At 71.5% G+C, this 14,998-nt stretch carries 15 protein-coding genes; 9 read left to right on the forward strand and 6 right to left on the reverse strand.

Going from position 1 to position 14,998, the window contains the following annotated elements; translation table 11 throughout:
* Positions 1–98: 98 nt before the first annotated feature.
* The 5 genes from EST54_RS12670 (at position 99) to EST54_RS12690 (ending at position 4,809) form a co-directional block, all read left to right on the forward strand.
* On the forward strand, positions 99–833 hold the full coding sequence (locus tag EST54_RS12670) for a response regulator transcription factor (protein WP_129247696.1): 735 nt from the start codon (positions 99–101) through the stop codon (positions 831–833).
* Positions 830–2,278 (forward strand): HAMP domain-containing sensor histidine kinase, encoded by a 1,449-nt coding sequence (locus EST54_RS12675; protein ID WP_129247697.1) that lies wholly within the window; start codon positions 830–832, stop codon positions 2,276–2,278. The genes EST54_RS12670 and EST54_RS12675 overlap by 4 nt, the downstream gene beginning before the upstream one ends.
* A 119-nt stretch (positions 2,279–2,397) precedes the next feature.
* Positions 2,398–3,093 (forward strand): CBS domain-containing protein, encoded by a 696-nt coding sequence (locus EST54_RS12680; protein WP_129247698.1) that lies wholly within the window; start codon positions 2,398–2,400, stop codon positions 3,091–3,093.
* A gap of 188 nt (positions 3,094–3,281) precedes the next feature.
* On the forward strand, positions 3,282–3,977 hold the full coding sequence (locus EST54_RS12685) for a CBS domain-containing protein (protein ID WP_129247699.1): 696 nt from the start codon (positions 3,282–3,284) through the stop codon (positions 3,975–3,977).
* A gap of 115 nt (positions 3,978–4,092) precedes the next feature.
* The gene (locus EST54_RS12690) at positions 4,093–4,809 is read left to right on the forward strand and encodes a response regulator (protein ID WP_129247700.1); all 717 of its coding nucleotides are present in this window, start codon (positions 4,093–4,095) and stop codon (positions 4,807–4,809) included.
* 104 nt (positions 4,810–4,913) lie between these two features.
* On the opposite strand, the gene EST54_RS36025 is transcribed toward EST54_RS12690, so the two are convergent.
* From EST54_RS36025 to EST54_RS12715, 5 genes are all read right to left on the reverse strand, one after another.
* On the reverse strand, positions 4,914–5,210 hold the full coding sequence (locus EST54_RS36025; protein WP_307825519.1) for a mycothiol transferase: 297 nt from the start codon (positions 5,208–5,210) through the stop codon (positions 4,914–4,916).
* Positions 5,201–5,419, reverse strand: coding sequence for a mycothiol transferase (locus tag EST54_RS36030; protein WP_307825518.1), 219 nt, complete (start codon positions 5,417–5,419; stop codon positions 5,201–5,203). The genes EST54_RS36025 and EST54_RS36030 overlap by 10 nt, the downstream gene beginning before the upstream one ends.
* A 330-nt stretch (positions 5,420–5,749) precedes the next feature.
* Positions 5,750–6,610, reverse strand: a complete 861-nt coding sequence (locus tag EST54_RS12705) for a universal stress protein (protein WP_129247702.1) — start codon at positions 6,608–6,610, stop codon at positions 5,750–5,752.
* A 54-nt stretch (positions 6,611–6,664) separates the two neighbouring features.
* Entirely contained in the window at positions 6,665–7,372 is a 708-nt protein-coding gene (locus EST54_RS12710) for a helix-turn-helix domain-containing protein (protein ID WP_129247711.1), read from the reverse strand.
* Between the two features lie 59 nt (positions 7,373–7,431).
* Positions 7,432–8,313 (reverse strand): universal stress protein, encoded by an 882-nt coding sequence (locus tag EST54_RS12715; protein ID WP_129247703.1) that lies wholly within the window; start codon positions 8,311–8,313, stop codon positions 7,432–7,434.
* Between the two features lie 451 nt (positions 8,314–8,764).
* On the opposite strand from EST54_RS12715, the gene EST54_RS12720 reads away from it, so the two are divergent.
* The 4 genes from EST54_RS12720 (at position 8,765) to EST54_RS12735 (ending at position 13,027) form a co-directional block, all read left to right on the forward strand.
* Positions 8,765–9,184, forward strand: a complete 420-nt coding sequence (locus EST54_RS12720) for a YciI family protein (RefSeq protein ID WP_129247704.1) — start codon at positions 8,765–8,767, stop codon at positions 9,182–9,184.
* 8 nt (positions 9,185–9,192) lie between these two features.
* Positions 9,193–10,338: an RNA polymerase sigma factor gene (locus EST54_RS12725; RefSeq protein WP_129247712.1), complete on the forward strand. Its 1,146-nt coding sequence runs from the start codon at positions 9,193–9,195 to the stop codon at positions 10,336–10,338.
* A gap of 148 nt (positions 10,339–10,486) precedes the next feature.
* Positions 10,487–11,755 carry an alpha/beta fold hydrolase gene (locus EST54_RS12730; protein ID WP_129247705.1) on the forward strand — a complete coding sequence of 423 codons (1,269 nt, stop codon included), beginning with the start codon at positions 10,487–10,489 and terminating at the stop codon, positions 11,753–11,755.
* Between the two features lie 78 nt (positions 11,756–11,833).
* The gene (locus EST54_RS12735) at positions 11,834–13,027 is read left to right on the forward strand and encodes a M6 family metalloprotease domain-containing protein (protein WP_129247706.1); all 1,194 of its coding nucleotides are present in this window, start codon (positions 11,834–11,836) and stop codon (positions 13,025–13,027) included.
* 175 nt (positions 13,028–13,202) lie between these two features.
* Here EST54_RS12735 and EST54_RS12740 read toward each other — a convergent pair.
* On the reverse strand, positions 13,203–14,998 hold a 1,796-nt coding region (locus EST54_RS12740; RefSeq protein ID WP_129247707.1), incomplete at its 5' end, for a collagenase.

Genomic DNA, 14,998 nt, shown 5'->3' on the forward strand with positions numbered 1-14,998 from the left:
AGCGGCCCGCCGCGAGACCGGGGCAGGCCGGATTCAGAGGAAACTCAGAGCAGGGACGTGCCCGGGCACCCCCTGGGGCGGGGGATCCTGGAGTGACCATGGACAACCACCTCACCTCCGGCCACCCGCACGGCGACGAGGGATCAGCGGTCCGCGTCCTCGTGATCGACGACGAACCGGACCTGACCGAAGTGCTGTCCGGAGCGCTGGCCGGCGAGGGCTGGGCGGTCCGCACCGCGGCCGACGGCGCCGGGGCGCTCACGGTGGCACGGACGTTCCGTCCGCACGCCGTCGTCCTGGACTGGATGCTCCCCGACATCGACGGCCTGCGGGTGCTCCACCTGCTGCGCCAGGAGCTGGAAACCGTCTGTGTCCTCTTCCTGACCGCACGTGACTCCGTCGAGGACCGCATCGCGGGGATCACCGCGGGCGGTGACGACTACGTGACCAAGCCGTTCAGCCTCGAAGAGGTGCTGGCGCGGCTGCGCGGGCTGCTGCGCCGGGCCGGCATGGCGCACGCGCCGGAGGGCGACCGGCTCGTGGTCGGCGACCTGGTGATGGACGAGGAGGCGAGGGAGGTCGTCCGAGGTGGCGACCTCGTCGAACTGTCCCGCACCGAATTCGAGCTGCTGCGCTTCTTGATGCGCAACCCGCGGCGGGTGCTGTCCAAGACGCAGATCCTCGACCGGGTCTGGTCCTACGACTTCGGCGGCAGGTCGCACGTCGTCGAGCTCTACATCAGCTATCTGCGGAAGAAGATCGACGCCGGCCGGGCGCCGATGATCCACACGGTCCGGGGCGTCGGCTACGTCCTCAAGCCGGAGGCGGCATGAGACGGCTGTTTCCGCGCACCCTGCGCAGCCAGCTCACCGCGGGTCTGGTCGCCCTCCTCGCCCTGGCCTGCCTGGCCGTCGGCGTGACCACGGTCTTCGCCCTCGAAGGCTTTCTCGTGCGCCGCGTGGACCAGCAGCTGTCCGCGTCGGGCGGCCGGTTCGCGGCGAGCCTGGAACACGAGGCGCGTCCGGACGCCGACAACCGGCCCGACACCCGCGGCCAGTCGGAGGGCACGTTCGGTGCCCGGCTGCTGCGCGGGACCACGACACAGGCGGCCGTGGTCCGTGCGGCGGCAGACGCACAGGTGCCGCTCACCGGCGACGACCGCCGGGCGCTGGCCGCTCTTCCCCCGGACGGCACCGGGCACGGCATCCGGCTGTCCGCACTGGGGCGCTACCGCGTCAACGCCGTGCCCGGAGACGACGGCGACGTCCTCGTCACGGGCCTGCCGCTGCACCCCGTCGAGGAGACCGTGCACCGGCTGGAGGCGGTGGAGGCGGCGGTCTTCGGCGGGGCCCTGCTGGTGACCGGCGTCATGGGGGCGATGTGGGTACGGCTGTCCCTGCGCCCGCTGCGACGGGTGACCGCCACGGCCGCGAGTGTGGCCGAGCTCCCCCTGGCCAGCGGCGAGGTGGCGATGCCCGCCCCGGTTCCGGTGGCGGACCCGCACACCGAGGTCGGGCAGGTGGGCACCGCCCTGAACCGGATGCTCGGCCACGTCGGCAACGCCCTGGAACGCCGTCAGGCCGGCGAGGAGCGGCTGCGCCACTTCGCCGCCGACGCCAGCCACGAGCTGCGCACCCCCGTGGCCCACGTCCGCGGCCACGCCGAACTCGCCCTGCGGCACCACGGGCCCGTCCCCGCCGAGGTGCGGCGCGCTCTGGACCGCATCCAGTCGGAGTCGGAGCGGATGAGCCGCCTGGTGGACGACCTGCTGCTGCTCGCCAGGCTCGACGCGGGCCGCGCGCTGGAACGCGCCCCGGTGGACCTGACCCGCCTGGTGCTCGATGCGACGGACGACGCGCGGGCGGCCGGCCCGGACCACCGGTGGCTGCTGGAGCTGCCGGAGACGGTGGTGACCGTCACCGGTGACGAACACCGGCTGCAACAGGTGATCGGCAATCTGCTCGCCAACGCCCGCAGCCACACGCCCGCAGGGACCGCCGTCACGGTGCGGCTCCTGGCCGATGCGCACGGCACGCGGCTGACCGTGGCGGACGACGGCCCGGGAATCCCGGACGAGGTCCGCTCCGAGATCTTCGGCCGCTTCGTCCGGGCGGACCACAGCCGCTCGCGTGCCGCCGGTGGCACCGGGCTCGGGCTCGCCATCGTGCACGCGGTGGTGACCGCGCACGGCGGCTCGGTCGCGATGACCAGCCGCCCCGGGCACACGGCGTTCACTGTGACGTTCCCTCCGGCCGCAGCCGACGAATCCGGGAGCTGAGGGGGCCGACCGGACGACGGGGGAAGGGACCGGACGGCCCTGTCCGGCCCCGGCCGCCCCACTCACCCTGGAAGTGTCAAGCCGTTTCGCGACGGCCGGCACCGAGGAGGCGTGGCGCCATGCTGAACACCCCGCACATCGTCAGCGACGTGATGACCACGACCGTGGCCGCGGTCGATCGTGCGGCGCGGTTCAAGGAGATCATCGAGACCATGGAACGCTGGCAGGTCAGTGCGCTGCCGGTGCTGGCGGCGGAGGGCCGGGTGGTCGGGGTGGTCTCCGAGGCCGATCTGCTGCCCAAGGAGGAGTTCCGGGAGTCGGACCCCGACCGGCTGGAGCAGCTGCGGCGGGTCGACGACGTCCGCCGGGCGGAAGCGGTGACGGCGGGGGAGCTGATGACCAGTCCCGCGCTGACCGTACGCGCCGATGCCACGCTCTCCCAGGCGGCCCGGGTGATGGCGCGGGAGTCCGTCAAGCGGCTTCCGGTGGTGGACGCGCACGGGGTGCTGTACGGCATCGTCAGCCGGGCCGACCTGCTGAAGGTCTTTCTGCGCTCGGACGACGACCTGGCCGAGGAGGTCCGCCGGGACATCGTCGGCGCACTGTTCCCGACGCCGGCCAAGGACTTGCAGGTCACCGTCGCCGACGGGGTCGTCACGCTGCGCGGACGCGTCCGGGACACCTCGCTCATCCCGGTGGCCGCCCGCCTGGTCCGCGCGGTCGAGGGTGTGGTGGACGTGGAGTTCGACGTGACCGGACCGGACGCCGCCCGTACGGGGCCCTCGGCGACGGGCGGGCCGGGCGAAGTGCTCTGAGGTGGGCGGAGCGCCACCGGCCGATGGGTGGCTCCGCAGCGGGCGTCCTGCCGAACGGCGGACTCCGGGCCCGGACGGCCCCTGCCCGCGGGCCGGCCGGCAAGCGCACGATGGTAGGTGTCGCGTGCCCCGTGCGACGGCAGCCCGTACCGAGGACCCGTGCCGAGGACCCGTACCGAGGAGGAGCCATGGCGCACACTCCGCGCACCGTCCGCGATGTCATGACACAGGCGGTGGTGGCCATCGGGCAGGAGGCGGGCTTCAAGGAGATCGTCGAGACGATGCAGCAGTGGAAGGTCAGCGCACTGCCCGTACTCGCGGGGGAGGGGCGGGTGGTCGGGGTGGTCTCCGAGGCCGATCTGCTGCTCAAGGAAGAGTTCAGGGAAACGGACCCCGACCGGCTGGAGCAGCTGCGGCGGTCGGACGCGGTGCGCAAGGCCGGCGGCGTGACGGCGGGGGAGCTGATGAGCTCGCCGGCCCTCACGGTGCACGCCGGTGACACCCTCGCGCAGGCGGCGCGGACGATGGCGTACAAGTCCGTGAAGCGGTTGCCCGTGGTCGACAGCGGAGGGATGCTCCAGGGCATCGTCAGCCGCTCGGACCTGCTGAAGGTCTTCCTCCGCTCCGATGAGGACCTGGCGGCGGAGGTGCGTACGGAGGTCGTGGGCCGGCTGTTCGGCGCCTCCGCACCGGAGCTGTCGGTCGGTGTCACGGATGGGGTGGTCACCCTCAGCGGCCGGATCCGCAACGCCGCGCTGCTCCCCGTCGCGGCACGGCTGGTGCGGGCGGTCGAGGGCGTCGTGGACGTGACGTTCGACCTCGAAGGACCGGCTCCCGAACAGGGGGAGCCGCCGGTGGCGGGCCGCGGTTCCGGGCGCCGGTAGGTGGGTGCGGGGCCCGCACAGCAGGTGGCCGGACCGCTCAGCCATGGCACGCCGATGCGCCAGGGGCCACGATGGGAAAGCGGGGTGGAAGCGGACGTACCCGCCGGAGGGCGTGATGGGCAAGCCGGACACCTGCAAGCCGGACACCTTCTCACCGGAGCGGCCGATCCGGGTGTTCCTCGTCGACGATCACGAGGTCGTCCGGCGCGGTGTGCAGGACCTGCTCGATGCCGAACCCGACATCGACGTGGTGGGGGACGCCGGCACGGCCGACCACGCGCTGGCCCGCGGCCCGGCGCTGCGGCCGGACGTGGCGGTGCTGGACGTGCGGCTGCCGGACGGGGACGGCGTCTCCGTGTGCCGGGAGCTGCGCTCGCGCATGCCGGGGCTGGGCTGTCTGATGCTCACCTCGTTCGACGACGACGAGGCGCTGCTCGACGCGATCATGGCCGGTGCGGCCGGCTATGTGCTGAAGGAGATCAAGGGGGCGGACCTCGTCACCGCGGTGCGGACGATCGCCTCCGGTCGTTCGATGCTGGATCCGGCGACCACGACACGGCTGATGAGCAGTCTGCGGGGCGCGGACCCCGAGGCGGCGCCCGAGGAGGACGCGCTGTCCGGGCTCTCCCCGCGGGAGCGGGAGATCCTCGGCCTGATCGGCGAAGGATTGACGAACCGTCAGATCGGCAAGCGGCTCTACCTGTCCGAGAAGACCGTCAAGAACCACATCTCCCGTCTGCTCGCCAAACTCGGCGTGGAGCGGCGTATCCAGGCAGCCGTCCTCGCCACCCAGGCCGCCGCGCCACCGGATCCGACCGCCGGGCCGCACTGACCCGAGGGCCGCGGCACCCGGCCCCGATCCGCCGGACAGGCCGGCGCGGAGGGACGCGCAAGCCGAAGTCAGCCGGCTGACCAGGGTCACTTCGCAGCAGTCGACTACTCTCCGGTGGCACCGTCGATCCGCTCGCGGAGCAGGTCGGCGTGGCCGTTGTGCCGCGCGTATTCCTCGATCAGGTGGGTGAGGACATAGCGGAGAGTGAAAATTTCTTCGCCCCACTGCACGGTGCTGTCGAGGGATTCGGTGGCGTCCACGACTGCGCGGGACCGCGCGCACGCCGTCTGCCAGGTCGTGAAGGCGTCGTCAGGATCAGCCGAGTCGACATCGAATTCGGCGAACGTGCCGTGCACGGTTCCCGGCCAATAGGCCCGGACATGCTCGCCGTTCACCACCACTGAAACCAGCTCCGCTCGACCTCGGCCATGTGCCGGACCAGCCCCAGCAAAGACAGGTCGGACGGTGGAACAGCCCTCTCCCTCAAGTGCTCGGCGGTCAGCCCGGCACACTTCATGGCGAGAGTCTCGCGCTGATACTGGAGGAAGCCGGTCAACGAGGCACGCTCGTCGGCCGTCCGCGGGGGTTCCGTCCGCTGCTGATCACTCATCTGAGCATCGTGCCAAGGTTCCCGCACCTGGTCCTCCCGTTTTCGGCATCTCCGGCCTCGGAGCCTGCGGTTCGCCACCACGCCCTAACGGGGCAGAGGTACCCGCCACACCAGGCGGGTGCCGCCGTCGGGCGGGGCCTCGACGGTCATCGTGCCGCCCAGACCCTCCGCCCGCTTGGCCAGATTGCTCAGCCCGCTGCGCCTGCCGGCGCCATGCCCACACCGTTGCTCAACACCGCGTGGGCAAGGGAAACCGTCCGCATCGCGCCGTTCGCATCCGGCCGTGCCTGCCGCCCGCAGTCCGCCGTGCTCGCCTCCTCCCGACGGCACTCAGAGCCGCGGTACGACCGCGACGGGGCACGGGGAATGATGCAGAACGGCGAGGACGAGGGGGCCGAGAGGCATCGGGGTGCGCTGCACCCGACGGCCGACGACCAGGAGACCGGCCTGCGCACAGGCCTCCAGCAGCACCGCGGCCACTCTGCCCCGCCGGATGTGCGGGATGACGCCGATGCCGGGGAACTTCGCCTGCCACGGCGCCAGGATGCCGGCGAGCAGCTCCTCCTCCGCGGCCGCGGGCCCGCCGTCGTCCGGCGCGTAGGCGGGTGCGGCGGGGACCGGCTCCACGCCCGCGGGCGGCTGCCACGCCCGCACGGCGCGCAGCGCCACATGATGGGCCTCGGCAGCGGCGAACGCGAAGTCCAGCACGCCCTCGCCCTTCGTCCCGGGCTCCTGGACACCGACCACGATCTCCGGTCGCCCGTAGACGGCGGTCTCCTCCTCCCGCACGAGGACCACCGGACACTGCGCGCGCCCCAGGACGTGCAGGCTGACCGAGCCGAGCAGGAAGCCGGCGATGGCGCCGTGCCCGCGCGATCCGAGCACCATCATCATGGCCTGCCCACCGCGCTCCACCAGGGCGTCCACCGCCTGTTCCGCGACCTGTTCGGTGGTCACCGACAGGTCGGGATGTGCCTCAAGCGCCATCGCTTCGGCCGTGCCCAGCACCTCGGCCCCGAAACGCCGCTTGTTCGTGGCCTCCGGGGCGAGCGGGAGGTTCAGGGGCTGGGAGGTCCAGGCATGCAGGAGGTGCAGCGGGAGGCCCCGGGCCGCGGCTTCCTCGGCGCCCCAGCGCACCGCCGGCACGCTGTTCCCGAGCCCGTCCAGACCTACGACTACCGAGCCGCCCATGACATTCCTCCACGCCGTCGGGGCTGCGGGCCCTGGGCCCTCGACCCGTCCTCTTCACGTCCTCGCTTCGGGCGAGGCGTGGGTGCCCATGACCCGGATCCGGCGCCCGGTGATCCGGGTCGGACGGATCGCGATCCACAGCTCGCGCCCGTCTCCGACCCAGGGGCCGGTGTGCGCGTGATCCGCCAGCCGGCGGGCCTCGTGCGAATCGGTGACGGCGTTGGCCGGCCCTACGACCAGGACGCTCCAGCCCTGGCTGAAGGCGTCATCGAGGTGGTCGACCTCCAGCGCGACCTCATGGCCGGCCGCCGCGGCCGGTCCGGCTTCGGGATCGGTGCGGTAGGCGACCAGCTCGCCGGCGACGGTGTAGTTCACGGGGAAGACGGCGGGTGCGTCATCGACGGTCACCGCCACGCGGCCGACGCCGTGGGTGGAGAGCTTCTCGCGGCACTCGGCGGGGCTGAGCACCAGCACCTCGGGATGCGCCGCGGCCGCACCGAAGCCCGCCGGCAGCTCCGTCGTCCCTCCCACCAGTTCGTCCACCGTGGTGTCGAGCGCACCGGCCAGGCGCAGCAGGAACCCGATGCCCGGTTCGGCAGCGCCTTCCTCCACGTACCGGAGATACCCCGGCGAGGCGGCGACCCGGGCCGCGACATGCGCACGGGTCAGCCCCAGCTGCTCCCTGCGGAGCGCGGCACGCCGCCCCAGGTCACTGCCGGACCGGTCGGCCCCTGACCCGGAGTCCTGCTCGCGTTGCGTCATCACGTCCACATCCTTTCGCCGTCCCTCGCCGTCCCTCGCCGTTCTTCGCCGTCCGGAATTCATGAGTGCGGGACGATCGCCACGGGACACGGGGCATGGTGGACCGCTGCCTGTACGACGTGGCCGATCCGAGGGGGCAGCAGACGCCCCCGGTGCCGACGGCCGACGACCAGGAGGTCCGCGTGCGCGCTGCGGTGCAGGAGGGCAGACACCGGATTCTCCATCACCACCTCCTCGTCCACCGGAACGGCCGGGAACTTCTCCCGCCATGGACGCAGCGAGGCGGCCAGCTCGCCCTGTGCATCGTGCACCGCTTCCTCCGCGGCGCTCCGCTCCACCCCGCCACCGCGGTTGTAGGCGTACGAGGGCAGGTGCCTGCCGTGCACGGCATGCAGCGGGACGTCCCGCCGTGCCGCCGTTTCGAAGGCGAACGTGAGCACCTCTTCGCAGGCAGCATGCAGACCGACACCAACGGTCACCTTTCGTCCGTTCGCGCCGCCGGCGGGCGCCTCCTGCTCCTGCTGGGCGCGTACCAGAACCGTCGGGGTCTCGGTGTGGGTCACCAGCTCCAGGCCGGTTTCCCCCAGGGTGAAGCGCGCCGCGGCCCCCAGCCCCCGCGAGCCCAGGACCAGCAGATCCGACTGCCCGACGGCATCGGTCAGGGCCTCGAACGGGTCCTTGCGCACCAGACTCACTTCCACGGGGAGGTCCGGGCAGGACGACCGGACCGCCGCCTCTGCCTCCTCGACGATCCGGCGTGGCCAGTAGTTCTGCTCCGCCTTCCGTGACGGAGTGCCGTCCGGCTCCAGAGCGAGCAGGACCCAGGCGTGCAGCAGCCGCAGCCGGGCCTGGCGCAGCGTCGCCTCCCGCGCGGCCCACACGGCCGCGGAGACCGACTGCGGGGTGCCGTCCAGACCGACGGTGATGAGGTTGTTCGCCATGACGTGCTCAGCCTCCTCCGACGGATGCGGCAGGTCGGGCGGTGCTGGCCGACATCAGACCCTCGGCGGCCGAGGCGCCCCGTCCGGCTCGTTCGCCGTGGCGGCCGGCGCTCTGCCCCACCTCTCCAGGATGATCGGAGCGGCCGCCGTACGGCATGAGCCACTCGGCCCCATCAGCCCGCCGGCAGGCCCGGACGGTCCGCACGGTCCCGGTGGCTCGGACGGCCCGACCTGCCTGCGACCAGGGACCTACCTGCGACCGGGGGCCTACCTGCGACCAAGGACCGACCTGAGCCCAAGGACCTGCCTGCGAGCAGGGACCTGGCGGAATGCCCCTGCCGCGGAACGCGAGCAAAAAATTTCGGGCGCCGATGTCGAGAACCCGTGGCCGGCTCCGTCCCCGGAATGAACGCGACCACAATGGGTCGCACCAGCACTGAGGAGAACCACGATGGCCAAGTACCTGCTTCTGAAGCACTACCGCGGGGCCCCGGCAGCGGTGAACGACGTGCCGATGGACCAGTGGACGCCGGAGGAGATCTCGGCGCATGTGCAGTACATGAACGATTTCGCGGCCCGGCTGGAGAAGACCGGTGAGTTCGTCAGCGGTCAGGCGCTCGCCCCCGAGGGAGTATGGGTCCGCTACGACGGCGAGGGGCGCCCGCCGGTCACTGACGGCCCGTTCGCGGAAACCAAGGACGTGATCGCCGGCTGGATGATCATCGATGTCGACAGCTACGAGCGGGCCGTCGCGCTGGCCGGGGAGCTGTCGGCCGCCCCCGGGGCGGGTGGCAAGCCGATCCACGAGTGGCTGGAGCTGCGCCCGTTCCTGGCCGAGTCGCCCACCACCACGGAGTGCCCTCACCGGTGACCTCATCGATGGACGAGGCCCTGCTCCGCAGCCTCACGCCCAGCGTGCTCACCGTCCTCGTCCGCCGCGGAGCCGACTTCGCGGCGGCCGAGGACGCCGTGCAGGACGCCCTCGTCCAGGCGATCAGCGTCTGGACGGCCGACCCTCCGCGGGACCCGAAGGGCTGGCTGGTCACCGTGGCCTGGCGCAAGTTCCTCGACGCGAGGCGAGCCGACGACGCCCGCCGCCGGCGGGAGGACCGCCTCGACGAGGAGCCGGCGCCCGGGCCCGCGCCCGCGGTGGACGACACGCTCCAGCTCTACTTCCTGTGCGCCCATCCGTCGCTGACGCCGTCGTCCGCGGTCGCGCTCACGCTGCGCGCCGTCGGCGGGCTGACCACTCGTCAGATCGCCCAGGCCTACCTGGTGCCCGAGGCGACCATGGCGCAGCGCATCAGCCGGGCCAAGCGCACCGTCTCAGGAGTGCAGTTCGGCAGGGCCGGCGACGTCGCCACCGTGCTGCGCGTCCTCTACCTGGTCTTCAACGAGGGCTACTCCGGTGACGTCGACCTGGCCGCCGAGGCCATCCGGCTCACCCGGCAGCTCGCAGCCCAGATCGACCACCCCGAGGTGGCCGGGCTGCTCGCCCTCATGCTGCTCCACCATGCCCGGCGCGCCGCCCGGACCGCGCCCGACGGCAGCCTGGTGCCGCTCGCCGAGCAGGACCGCGGCCGGTGGGACACCGCGTCGATCGCCGAGGGCGTCGAGATCCTTCAGGCGGCACTCGCCCGCGACCGGCTGGGCGAGTTCCAGGCCCAGGCCGCCATCGCGGCACTCCACGCCGACGCGCCCACTGCCGAGGAGACCGACTGGGTGCAGATCGTCGAGTGGTACGACGAGCTCGTGCGCCTGACCGACAGCCCGGTCGTCCGGCTCAACCGCGCAGTCGCTGTCGGCGAGGCCGACGGACCGCGCGCCGGTCTGGCGGCGCTCGCGGCACTGAACGACGAACTGCCCCGCCACACCGCGGTGGCGGCGTACCTCCACGAGCGCGACGGCGACCTGGCGACGGCGGCACGGTTGTACGCCGAGGCGGCCCACAAGGCATCCAACCTCGCCGAGCGCGATCACCTGACGCGCCAGGCCGCCCGGCTCAACGCCCGCCGGCGTCGCTGACGGTCGCGCTCGGCCGGGCTGCTTGAGGCCGTCGTCAATTCCCGGGCCGGTTCTGACCCGAGGGCTTCCCGGACGGGAGCGGTTGGTTCACGCTGGCTATGCAATGTCACACCGCACACAGTCCTCGCCGCGGCCCCGGAAGGAATCCATGAACCCCGCGTACGCCACCACCGACCACGTATTCCCCGTCCCCCTGGACCACTCCTCCCCGCACGGCCCGACCATCGAGGTGTTCGCACGCGAGGTCGTCGACCCGTCCCGCACCGGGGAAGAGCTCCCTTGGCTGCTCTACCTCCAGGGCGGCCCGGGCGGCAAGTCGCCCCGCCCGTCAGCCGGTTCGCCCGGATGGCTGCCCCAGGCGCTCACGACCCACCGGGTGCTCCTGCTCGACCAGCGGGGCACCGGACGCTCCACCCCGGTCACCGCGCGGACCGCCGCCCGCGCCGCCTCTCCGGAGCGGCTCGCCGCGTATCTCGGCCACTTCCGCGCCGACTCGATCGTCGCCGACGCCGAACTGATACGCCGTCAACTGTGCGGTGACGGTACGCCGTGGGAGACGCTCGGCCAGAGTTACGGCGGCTTCCTCACGCTCACCTACCTCTCCCGGGCCCCCGAGGGCCTGCGGGCCTGTTACGTCACCGGCGGCCTGCCCGGCCTCGCCGCCACCGCCGACGACGTGTACGCCCGCACCTACCCGCGCGTGCGCGACCGCGTCCTCGACTTCTACGCGCGCTACCCCGGTGACGCACCCCGCCTGTGCAAGATCGCGGACCTGCTGGCCGGAACCGACGTCCGGCTGCCCGACGGCGACCGGCTCACCGTCCGCCGTCTGCGCACCCTCGGCCTCGCCCTCGGCATGGGCGACGGCTTCGAGCGGATCCACTGGCTCCTCGATGAATCCCTCGACCACAACGGGGAGTTGACCGACACCTTCCTCCACCAGACGATGGCCCTCACCGCCTTCACCGACAACCCGCTCTTCGCCGTCCTCCAGGAGACGCTGTACGGGCAGGGGGCCGGCCCGACCGGCTGGGCGGCCGCACGAGCCCTCGCCGGTTTCCCCGAATTCGCCGAGGAGGCCGATCCCTTCCTGCTCACCGGCGAGATGATCTACCCCTGGATGTTCCGCGACATCGCGGCCCTGCGCCCCTTCGCGGCGGCCGCCGAACTCCTGGCCGCGCGCACCGACTGGCCGCCCCTGTACGACCCCCGGCGCCTCGCCGCCAACGAGGTGCCCCTCGCCGCGGCCGTCTACCACGACGACATGTACGTGGACGCGGGTCTTTCCCTGCGCACCGCGCGCGAGGTCGGCGCCACCCGCACCTGGGTCACCAACGAGTGGGAACACGACGGGATTTCGGCCTCCGGCGGTCGCGTACTGGCCCGTCTCATGGACCTGGCCGCGGGCCGCGCCTGACCCCCTCGCGCCCGCTCCCCACCCCTGCCGCTCCTGGCATCCCTGGCACCTCTGCCACTCGCTTCCGACGGGAGAGTCATGTCTGCCCTGCCCACCCGACTGCGCCCCCTCGCCGTGGCCGTCGCCCTCGTGGCCGGCCCCTGTCTTGCCGTCCCCGCCACCGCCACCGCCACCGAACCCGCGGCTTCCCCGGCCCCGGCCGGAAGCTGCGCGCTCCCCGGCAGGACCGGCTGGACCGACGAGGGCCACACCACCGACCGCGTCCGGTTCCAGCGGTCCACCGGTACACACCGGGTGCTGACCCTGTTCGTGGACTTCCCGGACGCCCCGGCCACGGACTCCACCGCCCCGTACGCGGCCGAACTCGCCCCCGCCGCCGACTGGATGCGCACGGCCAGCTACGGCCGTTCCCGCCTCGCCCTCAGCTCGCTCAAGCGCTGGATCCGCATGCCGGCGGACTCCACGTCGTACGGCTTCACCCGCGATCTCACCTTCGAGGCCCACGAGAAGTACGTGCGCGACGCGATCACGGCCGCCGATCCGTACGCGGACTTCTCCCGCTACGACATGGTGTACATCGTCCCCACCAAGGCAGCGGCCGCGATCTCCTTCTCCCCGACCTATCTGTACGACCCGGCCACGCCCGGCGTGTTCGCCGACGGCACCCGCCTCAAGTGGGCAGTGACCTTCGGCCAGGACATGTGGCGCTGGGGATACAAGGTGGCCGACCACGAGACCGGACACACCTTCGGGCTGCCCGACCTGTACTCCTTCACCGGCGCCACCCACCAGTACGTCGGCGGCTGGGACGTCATGGGCAACATCGCCGGCCCCGCCCCGCAGTACCTGGGCTGGCACTCCTGGAAGCTCGGCTGGACCCGTGACGCCCAGGTCGCCTGCCTGCCCGCGAGGGGGTCGCGCACCGTACGGCTGACCTCCGTGGAGCGCCCCGGCGGCACCAAGATCGCCGTACTGCGCACGAGCGGGACGACGGCGTACGCGGCGGAGTCCCGGCGCGCCACGGGCAACGACAGGGACGCCTGCTCCACCGGCGTCCTCATATACAAGGTCGACTCGGCCACCGTCACCGGCAAGGGCCCCGTCAGAATCATGAACGCCCATCCGTCCAGCACCCCGCCGGCCGGGTGCACCACCCTCGATATGGCGGCGTACGCACCCGGTCAGAGCTTCACCGATCCCACCACCGGGGCGCGGATCGACGTCCTGTCGGGCGGTGGCTCCGGGGAAGTGGTGCGGCTGACCAAGTCCTGAGTCCCGGGCACCGGCATGAGGCCCCTGCCGGATCCGCTCGGCCGCCGCCGAGCGGATCCGCGTCAGGAGCCTCATGCCTCATGTCTTGCGCTTCATGCGTGTGCGCTGCATGCCTCGTGCTTCATGTCTTGCGCTTCATGACTTTTGCTTCGTGCCTTGTGCGGTACTCCGTACGTCACCGGGCCTTGCAGGCGCCGGCCGCGCACTCGGTGAGCCAGGCGTCGAAGTCGGCGTCGTAGTTCGTACCGACGTTGTGGTAAACGGCGTAGCCGCCCTGGTAGTCGCCCGTCCGGAAGTGGCCGAGCATGGTGGCGATGTCCTCCGGGTGCTTCTCGAACATGTAGCGGACCGCGAGGTAGCCCCACGGGTAGGTGCGGGTGGTGTTGCTGTTCTCGTAGGTGGTCTGGAACAGCGTGCTCAGCTTGTAGGTGTGCTTGCCGGCCTCGCTGACCGCCTCGTCGTCGGTGATCTTGCGGTAGCCGTACGAGATGTACTCGCCGAGCCCCTCGATCCACCAGACGTCCGCGACCGATGTCTGCTGGGTGAAGTCGCCCTTCATGTCGTCACGGGCGTCGAGGTAGTGCGTGTACTCGTGGTTGAGGTTCCAGATCCGGGCCGGGAAGCCGTTGTCGTCGTCCCTCTGGTACATGATGGACATCGGCTTGTTGTCGGGCTTGGTCGGGTCCCCGATCATGGTGATGCCGCCGTTGTTGGTGTCCACGCCGTAGATCGCCCCGGCGTAGGTCTGGTAGTCGGTGCGACTGCCGAACACGGAGAGCTGGATGGTCGACAGGTACTGGTCCGGAATCGGGCCGTTGTCCTTCACCTTGTCGTGGAAGTACGCGTCCTGCTTCAGGATGCTGTCGCAGGCGGCACCGAGTTCGGCTTCGGTCAGCTTCTGCGCCTTGATGACGTGCTTCTCGTCGCAGTTGTGGCTGACCGGGAGGGCTGCCTTGGTGAGCTGCTCGGCCAGGTCGCAGACGCCGTAGTACGAGCACTTGTCCTTGTCGTAGGAGTCGGCCTGGGCGGCGACCGTGACCCACATCGGTGCGGTCTTGCCGGTGATCTTCGAGGCGTCCAGCAGGCCCCTCATCAGCGGCCGGACCTTCTCCTGGAGGGGCTGGTGCTCGACGTAACGCGCCACGTTCATCCCGGCGTTGGAGTCCAGGTACGAGTTCTCGGTGCCCAGCATGTCCAGGTGGTCGTGCGCGAACTTGTCGAGCGTGTCGATGATGCTCGGGTCGGCCGCCACCGCCTTCACGTACTCCGGGTTCCAGTTCCCGCGCCAGAGCGGGGTGTAGACGTTGTTGACGGCCGCCAGCATGCTGGGGATGTCGTCGTAGGAGCTGTTGTACCCGCTCAGCACCTCCTTGTAGACCTTCAGATAGCGGCCCTGCTCGTTGGAGCTGTCGGAGAGGGTCATGACCTCGCCGAGGACATCCCCGTTCTCCGCAGTGACCTTCTTGGAGCTGGGGTTGGCGAAGAAGGCGTCGAGGGCGCCCTCCACGGGCGTCGCCAGGTTCTGACCGTAGTCGCCGACGTCGTCAGGGTGGTTGTCCTGCACGTAGTAGCCGGCCCGCAGGAACATCACGAGCTGCAACGTGTTCTTCGAGTTGTCGCCGGAGTAGGCCCCCGCCGCGTCCTTGAAGGCCCCGGCTATGGTGACCATCTGCTCCTCGCGGAACACGTCATGGGCATCCGTGCCGGTGATCGAGAAGAGGGTGTTCACGCACTCCACGGAGGCGTCCTGGACGGCCTTGACCAGTTCGGGACCGGTCCGGCTCCCGAAGTCGCCAGGGCTGCACTCGGCCTTCTTCGGGGACTTCGGTTTCGTCGCCGCGGTCGAAGACGTGGGTGGCTTCTTCGCGCTGAGCGGGGGGAGTTGGGTGGGGGAGAGTGGCCGACCTTGCACATCCGGCCGTTCGCCTGTGCTGACGGTCGGGCCGACGGGCGGCGGTGCGGGGTGGGAGG

Origin of the sequence: Streptomyces sioyaensis (assembly GCF_004122735.1) — a bacterium.
Lineage (GTDB): Bacteria > Actinomycetota > Actinomycetes > Streptomycetales > Streptomycetaceae > Streptomyces > Streptomyces sioyaensis.